The following is a 13,467-nucleotide window of genomic DNA, read 5'->3' as shown; positions in this document are numbered from 1 at the left end:
GCCACCCGCTAGACTCGCCCCCATGAGCTTCCCTGCGCCCGGTCTGCCCCTGCCGCTCGACCACGAGCATCTCCAGAAGCTGGTCACCGCCGACCTGGTGCGGCCCGACCACCTGCTGGGCGCGCATCCGGTCACCGAGGGGGGCGTGGAGGGCGTGCGCTTCGCGGTGTGGGCGCCGAATGCCCAGCACGTCAGTGTGGTGGGCGATTTCAACGGCTGGAACGGCTTCGACAACCCCCTCCAGCCCCTGGACTTCGGCTTCTGGGGCGCCTTCGTGCCCTCGGCCCGCCACGGCCAGCGTTACAAGTTCCGGGTGACGGGCGCGGACGGGCGGACGGTGGACAAGACCGACCCCCACGGCACCTTCGCGGAAGTCCGTCCGAACACCGCCAGCATCGTCTGGCAGCAGGCTTTCACGTGGACCGACCAGGCCTGGATGGCGGCGCGCGGCCCCGGCTTCGACCGCCCGGTCAGCGTGTACGAGGTCCACGTCGGTTCCTGGGCGCGGGACGAGCACGGCTGGTTTCTGAATTACCGCGAGCTGGCGCACCGGCTGGCCGACCACGTGGCCGAGCTGGGCTACACCCACGTCGAGCTGCTGGGCGTGATGGAGCATCCCTTCGACGGCTCCTGGGGTTACCAGGTCACCGGCTACTACGCGCCGACCAGCCGCCTGGGCAGCCCCGACGACTTCGCGTACCTCGTCAACCACCTACACGTGCGCGGCATCGGCGTGTATCTCGACTGGGTGCCGGGGCACTTCCCGACCGACGACTCGGGCCTCGCGCACTTCGACGGCGCGCCGCTGTACGAGTATTCGGACCCCCGCAAGGGGTTTCACTTCGACTGGAACACCTACATCTTCGACTACGGGCGCAACGAGGTCGTGATGTTCCTGATCGGCTCGGCGCTCAAGTGGCTTCAGGACTTCCACATCGACGGGCTGCGGGTGGACGCGGTGGCGTCCATGCTCTACCTCGACTTCTCGCGCAGCGAGTGGGTGCCCAATATTCACGGCGGGCGCGAGAACCTGGAGGCCATCGCCTTCTTGAAGCGGCTGAACGAGGTCGTCCACCACGCGGCGCCCGGCGCCGTCATGGTCGCGGAGGAGAGCACCGCCTTTCCCGGCGTCACGGCCCCGGTGCCCTTTGGCCTGGGCTTCGACTACAAGTGGGCGATGGGCTGGATGAACGACACGCTCTTTTACTTCGAGCGCGATCCGGTCTACCGCAAATACGACCACCACAAGCTGACCTTCTTCAACGTGTACCGCACCGGCGAGAAGTTCATGCTGGCGATCAGCCACGACGAGGTCGTGCACCTCAAGAAGTCGCTGGTGATGAAGATGCCGGGCGACTGGTACGCCCAGCGCGCCGGGTACCGCGCCTTTCTGGCCCTGATGTGGACCACGCCGGGCAAGAAGCTGCTCTTTATGGGTCAGGAGTTCGCCCAACCCACCGAGTGGAACCACGACGAGGCGCTGCCCTGGCACCTGACGGATGTGCCCGACCACCGGGGGGTCATGACGCTGGTGCGGCGGCTCAACGCCCTGTACCGGGAGCGCCCCGACCTGCACGTGGGGGACACCCTGGACGAAGGGCTGCTGTGGCTCAGCGCCGACGACGCCGAGGCCAGCGTCTACGCCTACCTGCGCCGCGACCCGCGCCCGTCAGCCCAGGGGGGCGGGGCCTGGAGCGTGGTCGTCGCCAACCTGACTCCGGTCTACCGGGAAGGCTACCCGGTCGGCGTACCCCAGGGCGGCGGGTACCGCCTGCTGCTGTCCACCGACGACGGCGAGTTCGGCGGCTTCGGCACCCAGCAGCCGGACCTGACCGCGCGGGAGGAGGGCTGGCACGGCCAGACCCATTCCTTGCGGCTGAACCTGCCGCCGCTGAGCGTGCTGGTGCTGGAACCGGCAGGGGAGCAGGGGTGAGCCGCCCGCGCCCCGACGCCCTGACGGCCCTCAGCCTGGCGCTGCTGGCGGGAGTCGCCGTCTTGCTGCTGCTGCCGCTGCTGGGGGGGCCGCTGCCCAGCCCCTTTTTGATCGTGGCGCTGCTGGTCGCCCGGCTGGTGGTGCAGTTCCTGCGCGCCCGGCACAACCCCGACCTGAGGCGCCCCGCCGCCTGGGCCTTCGACGTGCTCCTGATCGGCCTGCTGCTGTGGACGGCGGCCAACCAGCCGGCAGGGTAAGGGTGGGGGCGAAGCGGGGGCACCGGGGGTCCCCCGGAAAGCGCCGCCCCGCTTGGCACCCTCGCCCCCCGCGCGCTATCCTCGCCGCATGACCCTTTGCGGTGCGTGGTGGTGGCCCAGTTTCGCCTGGGTTTGACGCGCCGTATTCCCTCCAGCAGACCGGACGCGCCCAGGTGGAACTCCCTCCACCGGGCGCGCCTCCCTTTGCTGCCCAGCCCAGGAGCCGTATGACCCAGCCCGATGCCCCTCCCGTCCGACCCACCCTCCACGTCTCGGTCCGCGAGCTGAACGCCGACCTCGACACGCCCGTCACCGCCTACCTCAAGGTCGCGCAGGACCACCCGGTCAGCTTTCTGCTGGAAAGCGTGGAGGCGGGCGAGCGGCTGGGCCGCTACTCCTTTATCGGGGTGGGCGAGCAGGGGCGCTTTGCCTTCCGTGCCGGACGGGTGACGAGCAGCGGCACCTTCGGCGCCTTTGACGGCCCCGGGGCCGATCCGCTGGCGCGGCTGTACGGGGCGACCACCCGCCCGGTCACGCTGCCGGAGGGGCTGCCCGCCCTGATCGGCGGCGCGGTGGGGTACGCCGCCTACGACCTGATCCGCGCCTACGAACGCCTGCCGGACGCCAACCCCGACGAGCTGGACTTGCCCGACGCGCTCTTTATCGCGCCGGAGGGCCTGGTGATCTACGACCACCTGCTGCACCGGTTGATCGCGGTGGCGACCGCCGAGACGCCGGCGCAGGCGGACGGGGTCACCGGGCGGCTGGCGGAGCGGCTGCGCGGTCCCCTGCCCGCCGAGGTGCCGGGCCAGGGGCCTGCCCCCGCGCCCGAGTTCACCAGCAACTTCACCCCGCAGGGGTTCGAAGCTGCCGTGCAGCGCGCGCTGGCGTACATCCGCGCCGGGGACGCGTTTCAGGTCGTGCCCTCGCAGCGCTTCAGCGCGGACCTCACGGTGCATCCCTTCGCGCTGTACCGGGCGCTGCGGCGGGTCAACCCCAGCCCGTACCTGGGCTACCTCGCGCTGGGCGAGGTCACGCTGGTGGCCTCCAGCCCCGAGAGCCTGCTGCGCAGCGACGGCCACGCGGTCGTGACCCGGCCCATCGCCGGAACGCGCCGCCGGGGCGCTGGCCCGAGGGAAGACGAGGAGCTGGCCGCCGAACTTCTCGCGGACGAGAAGGAACGCGCCGAGCACCTGATGCTGGTGGACCTGGGCCGCAACGACCTCGGGCGGGTCAGCCGCTACGGCAGCGTGCGGGTGGAGAGCGCCTTTTCGGTCGAGCGTTACAGCCACGTCATGCACATCGTCTCCACAGTGACGGGCGAGCTGGCAGAGGGGCAGACGCCGCTGCACGCCCTCGCCTCCGTCCTGCCGATGGGCACGGTCTCGGGTGCTCCCAAGATCCGCGCGATGGAGATTATCGACGAACTCGAACCTGTCCGGCGCGGTCCCTACGGCGGCGCCTTCGGCTACATCGCCCTGGACGGCAGCCTCGACATGGCCCTGACCCTGCGGACGATGGTCATTGCCAACGGAAAGGTCCATATCCAGGCCGGAGCGGGCGTGGTGGCCGACAGCGACCCCCAGGCCGAGGAACGCGAGACGCGGCAGAAGGCGGCGGCGCTGATGCGGGCGGCGGAGCTGGCGGCGGGGGGGTTGTGATGGACGTTGGTCCTGCTGCCCCGCAAGATTTGCCGGCCATTCTGGACTTGCAGCGCCGTGCTTACGCGGCTGAGGCGGCGCTGTACCCGGAAGCTGTCTTGCCTGCCATGACGCAAACTCTGGCGGAATTGCGGGCGGATGCCGGAAGGCAGGTCCTCTTGAAGGGCACGCTGGATGGTCGCTTGGTCGCTTGTGTGCGCGGCGCTGTGGACGCTTCAGGAGTTGGGCAGATTGGACGCCTGATCGTGGACCCTTCCGAGCAGGGCCGGGGTTACGGCACGCGCCTTCTCCACGCCATCGAAGCCGCCTTGCCTGTCCGTACCTTGGAACTGTTCACGGGCGAACGCAGCGCCCGGAACCTCCGGCTCTATGAGCGTCTGGGCTACGTCCGCGACCGCTCCGAGCTTCAGGGCGGCGTGACCCTGATCTACCTGCGAAAAGAGAAAGCGACGGTGACGGCATGATGTCCCCTCTCCGAATCCTCCTGATCGACAACTACGACTCTTTTACCTACAACCTCGTTCAGTACTTCGGGGAGCTGGGTTGCGAGGTCACCGTCTGGCGCAACGACGCCTTCACGCTGGACGACGTGCGGCAGCTCAACCCCGACGCCCTCGTCGTGTCGCCCGGTCCCTGCACCCCGCGCGAGGCGGGTCTCAGCGTGCAGGTCATCCGCGAACTCGGGCCGCACCTGCCCACCCTCGGCGTCTGCCTGGGCCACCAGAGCATCGGCGAGGCGTATGGAGCGCGGGTGGAGCGTGCCCTGCTGCCCGTCCACGGCAAGACGAGCGCGGTGCGCCACGGCGGCGAGGGCCTCTTCGCCGGACTGGAGCCGGAGGTCAGGGTGGCCCGCTACCATTCCCTGGTGGTCCGTGACCTGCCGCCCGAACTCGTGCCTGTCGCCTGGACCTCCGACCCCGGCGAGGAGGTGCTGATGGCCCTGCGCCACCGCGACCACCCGGTCTTCGGGGTGCAGTTTCACCCCGAGAGCGTCGCCACCGAGGAGGGCCTGACGATGTTGAAGAATTTCCTGACGCTGGTGCGTGGACACCGGGCGGGGCGCCAGCCCGGGCAGGTCCCGGCATGATGCACGCCCGGCTGATGAACGGCGACCGATTGAGCCAGTCCGAGGCGGCGGCCTTTATGCGCGAGGTGATGGAGGGGAACGTCAGCGGCGTGCGGCTGGCGGCGGCCCTGGCGGCCCTGCGGGTGCGCGGCGAGACGCCGGAGGAGATCGCGGGCTTTGCCCAGGCGATGCGCGAGAGCGCCGTGCGGGTCCAGGTCGCGCCGCGTGACGTGCTGCTCGACGTGGTGGGCACCGGGGGCGACGGGGCGCACACCTTCAACATCTCCACCACGACCGCCTTCGTGGTCGCGGCGGCGGGCGTGCCGGTCGCCAAGCACGGCAACCGCGCCGCGAGCAGCCGCGCCGGAAGCGCCGACGTGCTCGAAGCCCTGGGCGTCAACCTCGACGCGCCGCCCGAGGTCGTGGCCGACGGGATCGACCGCCTCGGCATCGGCTTCATGTTCGCGCGCAACTACCACCCCGCGCTGCGGCACGCCGCGCCCATCCGCGCCGACCTCGCCGCCCGCACGGTCTTCAACATCCTGGGGCCGCTCTCCAACCCCGCCGGGGCGTCCCACCTCGTCGTGGGGGTCTTCCGCGCCGACCTGACGCGCACGCTGGCCGAGGTGCTGCGCCTGCTGGGGGCGAAGGGGGCCACCGTCGTCTACGGCAACGGCCTGGACGAGTTCACCGTCTGCGGCCCCAACACGGTTTCGGGCCTGCGCGACGGCGAGGTGATCGACCGCACCCTCCACCCCGAGGAGACGGGGGTCGGGCTGCACCCGCGCGAGGCCATCGTGGGCGGCACCCCCGCCGAGAACGCGGAGATCACCCGCGCGCTGCTCACCGGCGGCGGCACCCCCGCCCAGCGCGACATCGTGGCGCTCAACGCGGGAGCGGCGCTGCGAACCGCCGGGCAGGTCGAAAGCATCCGTGAGGGCGTCGGGCAGGCCCGCGAGGTCATGGCGAGCGGCGCGGCCTGGGCGTTGCTCCAGAGGTACGGGGCGCACACGCAGCGCCGGGGCAGAGCCTAGCCGGAGCGCGCCCTGGCCGGAGCGTGTGCGCCGCCCTCACCTCGGCGGCAGCAGCAGCTTGCCCTCCAGTGGCGTGCTCAGCACGATGCTGGTGTCGCAGGTAAAGCCCATCGCGATCAGGTCGCCCAGCATGGTTTCCAGCGCCCCCACGTCGGCCACCGCGACTTTCAGGATGCAGGAGTTGTCGCCGGTCACGCTGTGGCACTCCAGCACGCCGTCGTGTTTCTTGGCCCAGCGCACCAGCGTGGGGTCGTTGCGGCCCGAGTCCTGCACGCCGATAAAGGCGGTGATGGTGCGCCCCAGCGGCTTGCTCGCCACCCGCACCCCGTACCCCAGGATCACGCCGCCCTCCTCCAACCGCCGCACCCGCTCGGTCACGGCGGGCGCCGAGAGGCCCACCCGGCGGCCGAGTTCGCGCATGGAGAGCCGCGAGTCGGTCTGGAGTTCTTCGAGGATGCGGTGGTCGAGAGGATCGAGGGAGCCGCCGTGCTGCTTCATAAGTCCATCTTAACGTTTGCCAGGTCACGGGTGGCGTTTGCCAGCTTCGCGTGGGCAGGGAGGGAGGCCGCGCCCGTGCTGCGCGCCTTCCAATGGGGGTTTCGGGCAGGGACAATAAAGGCGACCGCACTCACGTTTTTTGTCCCCCAGGAGGCCCCATGCCCAGTTCCACCCCCCTGCACCCCCAGGCGACCGTCCGGTCCCAGCAGATGCTGCCCCGCAACCACCGCGCGCCCAAATGGCAAGACGTGCCCGACGAGCAGTGGTACGACTGGAAATGGCAGCTCAAGAACCGCATCAACTCGGTCGAGGAACTCGAAGAGGTCATCCGCCTGACGCCCTCCGAGCGGGCCGGGGCCAGCGCCGAGGGCATCTTCCGGCTGGACATCACCCCGTATTTCGCCTCGTTGATGGACCCCGAAGACCCCACCTGCCCGGTGCGGCGCCAGGTCATCCCCACCCACCACGAGCTGGAAACCTTCACCTCGATGATGGAAGACTCGCTGGCCGAGGACAAGCACAGCCCCGTGCCCGGCCTGGTGCACCGCTACCCCGACCGGGTGCTGATGCTGGTCACCACCCAGTGCGCCAGCTACTGCCGCTACTGCACGCGGTCGCGCATCGTGGGCGACCCCTCCGAGACCTTCAACCCCGCCGAGTACGAGGCGCAGCTCAACTACCTGCGCAACACGCCCCAGGTGCGCGACGTGCTGCTCTCGGGCGGCGATCCGCTGACGCTGGCGCCGAAGGTGCTGGGCCGCCTGCTTTCCGAGCTGCGCAAGATCGAGCACATCGAGATCATCCGCATCGGCACGCGCGTGCCCGTCTTCATGCCCATGCGCGTGACCCAGGAACTGTGCGACGTGCTGGCCGAGAACCATCCCCTGTGGATGAACATCCACGTCAACCACCCGCGCGAGATCACGCCGGAAGTGGCCGACGCCTGCGACCGCCTCACCCGCGCCGGGGTGCCGCTGGGCAACCAGAGCGTGCTCCTCCGGGGCGTGAACGACCACCCGGTGATCATGCAAAAGCTGCTGCGCGAACTGGTCAAGATCCGGGTGCGGCCCTACTACATCTACCAGTGCGACCTCGTCCACGGGGCCGGGCACCTGCGGACCACCGTCAGCAAGGGCCTGGAGATCATGGAGAGCCTGCGCGGGCACACCTCGGGCTACTCCATCCCGACCTACGTGGTGGACGCGCCCGGCGGCGGCGGCAAGATTCCGGTCGCGCCCAACTACGTGCTCTCGCACTCGCCCGACAAGCTGATCTTGCGCAACTTCGAGGGCTACATCGCCGCCTACTCCGAGCCGACCGACTACACCGGCCCCGACATGATGGTGCCCGAGGAGTGGCAGCGCAAGGAACCCGGCCAGAGCGGCATCTACGGGTTGATGGAAGGCGAGCGCATCTCCATCGAGCCGAAGGAATTCTCGGAAAGCCGCAACCGCCCCGGCGCGACCAAGCACCGTCTGAACAGCCGCGAGGACAAATGGGTCGCGCACGGTGTGGGCCACGCGGGCGCGGTGACCGACACGGCGCCCGACGGCATGGTGCAGGTCCCGCAGCCGCCCGAGCCTGAACCTCAGCCTGTCAGCGGCGACTGAGCCGGCGCCCGCTTTTCCCCACTCCCATCCAGAGGCCGGGTCCGTTCCGGCCTCCTTGCTGCCCCCCGAAGGAGCCCCCATGACCACCGCCACCCAGCCCCGCCAGCCCCTCCTCCAGACCGCCCTCCCCGGCCCCAAGACCGCCGAGATCATGGCGCGCGACGCCCAACACCTCTCCACCTCCTACATGCGCCCCTACCCCTTCGTGCCCGACCACGGCGAGGGCGTGTGGCTCACCGACGTGGACGGCAACACCATGCTGGACTTCTTCGCGGGGATCGCCGTCAGCACGACCGGGCACGCGCACCCGCATGTGGTCAGGGCCGTGCAGGAGCAGGTCACGAGGTTCTCCCACGTCTGCCTGACCGACTACCCGCAGGAGATCACCACCAGCCTCGCCGAGCGGCTGGTGGGGCACATCGAGAAGCCCGGCGAGAAGTGGCGCGTTTTTCTGGGGAACTCCGGCGCCGAGGCGGTCGAGGCCGCCGTCAAGCTGGCGCGCAACCACACCGGGCGCAGCCACGTCATCTCCACGCTGGGCAGCTTTCACGGGCGGACCTACGGCGCGATCACGCTGACGGGCAGCAAGACGAAGTACAAGCGCGGCTTCGGCCCGCTGCTGCCGAACGTGTCGCACGTGCCCTACCCCAACCCCTTTCGCCCGCCGCTGGGCAGCACGCCCGAAACCTGCGGCCAGGCGGTGCTGGACCATATCGAGCTGCTGTTCAGCACCGTGATTCCCGCCGACGAGGTCGCCGCGATCATCATCGAGCCGATGCAGGGCGAGGGCGGGTATATCGTGCCGCCGCAGGGTTTCCTGCCGGGGCTGCGCGCGCTGTGCGACAAGTACGGCATCATGCTGATCTTCGACGAGGTGCAGGCCGGGATGGGCCGCACCGGCAAGATGTTCTCCTTCCAGCAGTTCGAGGCGTACGGGAACGTGCAGCCCGACATCGTGACGCTTGCCAAGGGCATCGCCTCGGGCCTGCCCATCTCCGCGATGCTGGCGAAGGAGTCGGTGATGACCTGGCCGGTCGGTTCGCACGGCTCGACCTTCGGCGGCAACCCGGTCGCGGCGGCGGCGGCGCACGCGACCCTCGACCTGCTCGAAGGCGTGGTGCGGCACCCCGGTTGCGGCGCGAGCCTGATGGACAACGCCCGCGAGGTCGGCGCCTTCATCCTGACCGAGCTGCGGAAGATGCAGGCCGAGTTTCCTTTCCTGGGCGACGTGCGCGGCGAGGGCCTCTTTATCGGGCTGGAGTTCGTGAAGCCCGACGGCAGCCCCGACGGCAAGTTGCGCGACCGCGCCTCCATGGCGATGTTCGAAAAGGGCCTGCTGAACCTCGACTGCGGCGAGGCCGTCATCCGCATCAGCCCGCCGCTGATCCTGACCCGCGAGGAGGCCGCCACCGGGTTGCAGATCATGCGCGAGGCGCTCGCCAGCCTGGGGTAACCGCGCACCTTGGTTGACCGGACGGGACCGCTCTGCAAAGGAGGGGTCCCGTCCGCCTTGACTGCTGGAGGCACCCGTGACCCTTTCATGACGGCGGGGGGGCAAGCTCGCTAAGCTGTGGCCGCCCGTCTTTAACAGTTCTCATCCCCACGTCCAGTTTCTCTCAGGAGTCCCCATGCACCGGAATGTCCTCTTGCTCGGCCTGACTGCCCTTCTCGCCTCCTGCGGCACGCCCAAGGCGCCCGCCCCGACCTATGCCTGCCCGGCGGACGCGCCGGTCACCGCCATCTCTGCCGTGCAGGGCAGCGGCGCCGCCAGCCCGCTCGCCGGACAGACCGTGACCGTGCGCGGCGTGGTCACGCTGGACGCCCAGGCGGGCCTGAGCGGCTTTTACCTTCAGGATGTCGCCCCCGACCGGGACGCGAGCACCAGCGAGGGCCTGTTCGTCTACACCGACAAGACGCCCCGCACCGTGAAGGCCGGAGAGGTCGTGCAGGTCAGCGGCACCGTGAAGGAGTTCGGCGGCCTGACCCAGCTCGACACGGTCACCACCCTGACCTCCTGCGGCGAGACCACGCTGCCCGCCACCACGCGCCTGGGGTTCCCGCTCGCCAAGCCCGACACCCTGGAAGCGGTCGAGGGCATGCGGGTCACGGTCGTCACCCCCATGACCGTGACCGACACCTTCACGCTGGGCCGCTTCGGTGAGCTGGGCCTGTCGAGCGGCGGGCGGCTCTTCAACCCCACCAACGGCCAGGGCGGCAGCCTGGAGCAGAACCGCCTCCGCACCCTGCGTCTCGACGACCTCAGCAGCAGGCAGAACCCGGCGACCATCCCCTACCTCACCTCGGCCGACCCGGCGACCGCCACCCGGCGTGCGGGCGACACCGTGACGGGGCTGGTCGGCGTGATGCACTTCGCCAACGGCAACTACAAGCTGCAACCCACCCAGGCGCCGGTCTTCCAGAACACCAACCCCCGCCCGGCGGCCCCCAAGGAAGTCGGCGGGACCCTCAAGGTCGCGGGCGCCAACGTCCTGAACTACTTCACCACGCTGGGCAACGCGGGCCGGGGCGCCACCACCCCCGCCGAGTTCGAGCGCCAGAAGGCCAAGATCGTCGCGGAGCTGCGTGGCCTGAACGCCGACGTGATCACCCTGATGGAAGTCGAGAACAACGGCGAGGTCGCGCTCGACAACCTCGTCGCGGCCCTCAACGCGGCAGCGGGGACTACCGAATTCGCCTCGGTCAAGACCGGCAAGGTGGGCACCGACGCGATTCGCGTGGCGATCATCTACCGCGTGGGCAGCGTGACGCCCATCGGCGCGGCGCAGATCGACCCCGCCGAGGTGTACTCGCGCCCGCCCGTCGCGCAGACCTTTCAGCAAAAGACCGGGGGCGGCGTGTTCACGGTGGTCGCCAACCACTTCAAGAGCAAGGGAAGCTGCCCGACCACGGGGGACGTGGACCAGGGCCAGGGCTGCTGGAACCTGCTGCGCGCCCAGCAGTCGCGCGCCGTGCTGGCGTTTGCTGACAAGCTGAAGGCCATCGACCCCGACGTGCTGCTGATGGGCGACCTGAACGCCTACGGTGAGGAAGACCCCATCAAGGCGCTGGAGGCGGGCGGCTTCGAGAGCCTCAACAAGCGCATTCCGGCGGAAGACCGCTACTCCTACCAGTTCGACGGCCAGTTCGGCTACCTCGACCACGCACTGGCCTCCGCAGGCCTTGGGGGGCAGGTCACCGGCATCACCGAGTGGCACATCAACGCCGACGAGCCGGTGATTCTGGACTACAACACCGAGTTCAAGGCGACCCCCGACTGCAAGAGCGGCACCCCCGCCGGAAGCAGCTGCACCAGCCCCGACCTCTACGCGCCCACGCCGTACCGCTCCAGCGACCACGATCCGGTCCTGGTGGGCCTGCGGCTGACGCCAGACGCCACCCCCACAATTCCGCTGAGCGTCACGGCGCAGGGGGAGGCCACGGTGACCGCCGGGCAGCCCTACACCCTGAGCGTGACCACGGCGGGCACGCCCGAGAGCGTCACGATCAATTGGGGCGACGGCAGCAGCGACACGCTCGCCGCCGGGGCCAGCAGCGCGACCCACACCTACGCGGCGGCGGGCACCTTCACGGTCACCGTGACTGCCAAACGCGGCAGCGAGACGAGGGCGGCCACCCGGACGGTCACGGTACAGGCGGCGCCGGTGGTTGGCGCGGGCCGACTGGTCATCAGTCAGGTTTATGGGGGTGGTGGCAACTCCGGCGCGACCCTCACCCACGATTTCGTGGAGCTGTTCAACGCGGGAACGGCCCCGCTGACGACGGCGGGCCTGAGCCTTCAGTACACCAGCGCGGCAGGCGCCTTCGGGGCCTCCAGCGTCTTCGCGCTGCCGGAGGCGACCGTTCAACCCGGCAAATACTTCCTGGTGCAGCTCGCCAAGGGAACGGGTGGCACGGCAGCCCTGCCGACCCCCGACGCCACGGGCACGCTGGCCCTGAGCGGCACCGCTGGCAAGGTGGCCCTGGCCGGGAATGCGGAGGCGGTGACCGGCACCGACGACGCGGACCTGCTCGACTTCGTGGGCTTCGGTGCTACGGCCAGCGCCTACGAAGGCAGCGCAGCGGCGCCCGCCCCCAGCAATACCACCGCCATTCTGCGTGCCGGACAGGGCTGCACCGACACCAACCAGAACGCGGCAGACTTCGCCGCTGCGGCCCCTGCGCCCCGCAACAGCGCGGCCCCGGCTGCCGTCTGCCCTCGCTGAAGCTCTCGACTTTCGCTCTGGGACGCGCCGTGGTGACGCGTCCCTTTTCGCTGTGTCTGGAACCGGTGCGGCAGGCCCGCGCATGTTACGCTGTCATCAGAAAGGAGTGCGCCCCGCCATGATCCTCTCTATCGACGATCCGACCCGCACGGGCTACGCCGCCGAGGTGGTGGCCAACGCCCTGCTGGACCTGGCCCGTGCCGAGGGCCGCACGCTGACGCAGCTTCAGGTGCACAAGCTGGTGTATATCGCGCACGGCTGGACGCTGGCCCTGCTGGGCCGCCCCTTGATCTACAACACGGTGCATGCCTGGCGGCGCGGGCCGGTCGTGCGGCGGCTGTGGGACCACTGGGGAGGCCGGGGACGCACGCCCATCGCCGAGCCGCTGCCCGTCTCACCGGGCGAACCTGACCTCGGCGCGGACCCGGCGGCGCAGGAGGTCATCCGCAGCGTCTGGACGACCTACGGGCAGATGAACGGCGACGAACTCTCGCGCCTGACCCACCTGGAGGGCAGCCCCTGGACCCAGGTGTTCGGCCATTCCGGCGCCGGGCCGTCCAGCGACCTGATTCCCAACGAGGTCACCCGCGAGTATTACACCGCGCTGGCCCGCAGCGCCTAGGACGGCCCTCCCGAGTGACCGGTCCCGAGCGTGGTTCCGACCCGCCCCCCACGACGCCGCTGAACCTGATCCAGACCCGGGTGGAAGGCGGGGTGGAAGCCGAGCGCCGCCAGCGCGCCGACGAGGACTACCTGCGCCAGCGTCAGGCGCTGCTGCTGCGCGAGGTGCGGGCGCAGCAGCGCTGGCGCGGGTGGGCGGGCTTCGCGGTCTTCGCCCTGGCGACCGGCTGGCTGATCGCGGACGTGATCCTGACGCTGGCGGTGGGCTGGGGCACCCTGGGGGGCCGCCCCTTCCGGCTGGGCGACGGCGTGGTGATCGCCTTTCTGACCACCAGCACGGCGACCGTGATCGGCCTCTTTCTGGTGTTTCTGCGCTGGCTGTATCCGCCCGTTCCTGAAACGCGGCCCGAGGCCCGGACCGAGACCCGCTTCGGCGAGCGCTGATCGCGATGGCCAGACAGGTTGAAGGCCCTTCCCCTTGTCCTGGGGGGATGCGGGTCGCCGCAAGATAGCCGTGGACACGAAAGCGGAGGGACGGAGGCGGGGGCGCAGACCCGCAACGGC

Annotated in this window: 12 protein-coding genes; 11 read left to right on the top strand and 1 reads right to left on the bottom strand. The window is 70.0% G+C overall.

Annotation, left to right across the window (positions count from 1 at the left end; genetic code table 11):
• Nucleotides 1–22 precede the first annotated feature (22 nt).
• The 6 genes from HNQ09_RS03275 (at nt 23) to trpD (ending at nt 5,951) form a co-directional block, all read left to right on the top strand.
• Nucleotides 23–1,933, top strand: coding sequence for a 1,4-alpha-glucan branching enzyme (locus HNQ09_RS03275; RefSeq protein ID WP_184025461.1), 1,911 nt, complete (start codon nt 23–25; stop codon nt 1,931–1,933).
• Nucleotides 1,930–2,190: a hypothetical protein gene (locus HNQ09_RS03270; protein ID WP_184025458.1), complete on the top strand. Its 261-nt coding sequence runs from the start codon at nt 1,930–1,932 to the stop codon at nt 2,188–2,190. Before HNQ09_RS03275 ends, HNQ09_RS03270 begins: the two co-directional genes overlap by 4 nt.
• 227 nt (nt 2,191–2,417) lie before the next feature.
• Entirely contained in the window at nt 2,418–3,851 is a 1,434-nt protein-coding gene (gene trpE, locus HNQ09_RS03265) for an anthranilate synthase component I (protein ID WP_184025455.1), read from the top strand.
• Nucleotides 3,851–4,315 carry a GNAT family N-acetyltransferase gene (locus HNQ09_RS03260; protein ID WP_184025452.1) on the top strand — a complete coding sequence of 155 codons (465 nt, stop codon included), beginning with the start codon at nt 3,851–3,853 and terminating at the stop codon, nt 4,313–4,315. Before trpE ends, HNQ09_RS03260 begins: the two co-directional genes overlap by 1 nt.
• A complete protein-coding gene (locus HNQ09_RS03255) occupies nt 4,315–4,938 on the top strand; it encodes an anthranilate synthase component II (protein ID WP_184026163.1) in 624 nt (207 codons plus the stop codon). The genes HNQ09_RS03260 and HNQ09_RS03255 overlap by 1 nt, the downstream gene beginning before the upstream one ends.
• Nucleotides 4,935–5,951, top strand: a complete 1,017-nt coding sequence (gene trpD, locus HNQ09_RS03250) for an anthranilate phosphoribosyltransferase (protein WP_184025449.1) — start codon at nt 4,935–4,937, stop codon at nt 5,949–5,951. The genes HNQ09_RS03255 and trpD overlap by 4 nt, the downstream gene beginning before the upstream one ends.
• Nucleotides 5,952–5,987: 36 nt before the next feature.
• Here trpD and HNQ09_RS03245 read toward each other — a convergent pair whose 3' ends face one another.
• The gene (locus HNQ09_RS03245) at nt 5,988–6,449 is read right to left on the bottom strand and encodes an Lrp/AsnC family transcriptional regulator (protein WP_184025446.1); all 462 of its coding nucleotides are present in this window, start codon (nt 6,447–6,449) and stop codon (nt 5,988–5,990) included.
• A 158-nt stretch (nt 6,450–6,607) separates the two neighbouring features.
• On the opposite strand from HNQ09_RS03245, the gene kamA reads away from it, so the two are divergent.
• The 5 genes from kamA (at nt 6,608) to HNQ09_RS03220 (ending at nt 13,347) form a co-directional block, all read left to right on the top strand.
• Nucleotides 6,608–8,059: a lysine 2,3-aminomutase gene (gene kamA / locus HNQ09_RS03240; RefSeq protein ID WP_184025443.1), complete on the top strand. Its 1,452-nt coding sequence runs from the start codon at nt 6,608–6,610 to the stop codon at nt 8,057–8,059.
• A 79-nt stretch (nt 8,060–8,138) separates the two neighbouring features.
• Nucleotides 8,139–9,512 (top strand): acetyl ornithine aminotransferase family protein, encoded by a 1,374-nt coding sequence (locus HNQ09_RS03235; RefSeq protein ID WP_184025441.1) that lies wholly within the window; start codon nt 8,139–8,141, stop codon nt 9,510–9,512.
• Between the two features lie 175 nt (nt 9,513–9,687).
• Nucleotides 9,688–12,282: an ExeM/NucH family extracellular endonuclease gene (locus HNQ09_RS03230; RefSeq protein ID WP_184025438.1), complete on the top strand. Its 2,595-nt coding sequence runs from the start codon at nt 9,688–9,690 to the stop codon at nt 12,280–12,282.
• A 118-nt stretch (nt 12,283–12,400) separates the two neighbouring features.
• The gene (locus HNQ09_RS03225) at nt 12,401–12,904 is read left to right on the top strand and encodes a Panacea domain-containing protein (protein ID WP_184025436.1); all 504 of its coding nucleotides are present in this window, start codon (nt 12,401–12,403) and stop codon (nt 12,902–12,904) included.
• Between the two features lie 14 nt (nt 12,905–12,918).
• The gene (locus tag HNQ09_RS03220; protein WP_343057589.1) at nt 12,919–13,347 is read left to right on the top strand and encodes a hypothetical protein; all 429 of its coding nucleotides are present in this window, start codon (nt 12,919–12,921) and stop codon (nt 13,345–13,347) included.
• The last annotated feature ends 120 nt before the right edge of the window (nt 13,348–13,467 follow it).

The organism is Deinococcus budaensis, assembly GCF_014201885.1.
Classification (GTDB): Bacteria; Deinococcota; Deinococci; order Deinococcales; family Deinococcaceae; genus Deinococcus; species Deinococcus budaensis.
This window is presented reverse-complemented; position numbering and strand designations above follow the sequence as displayed.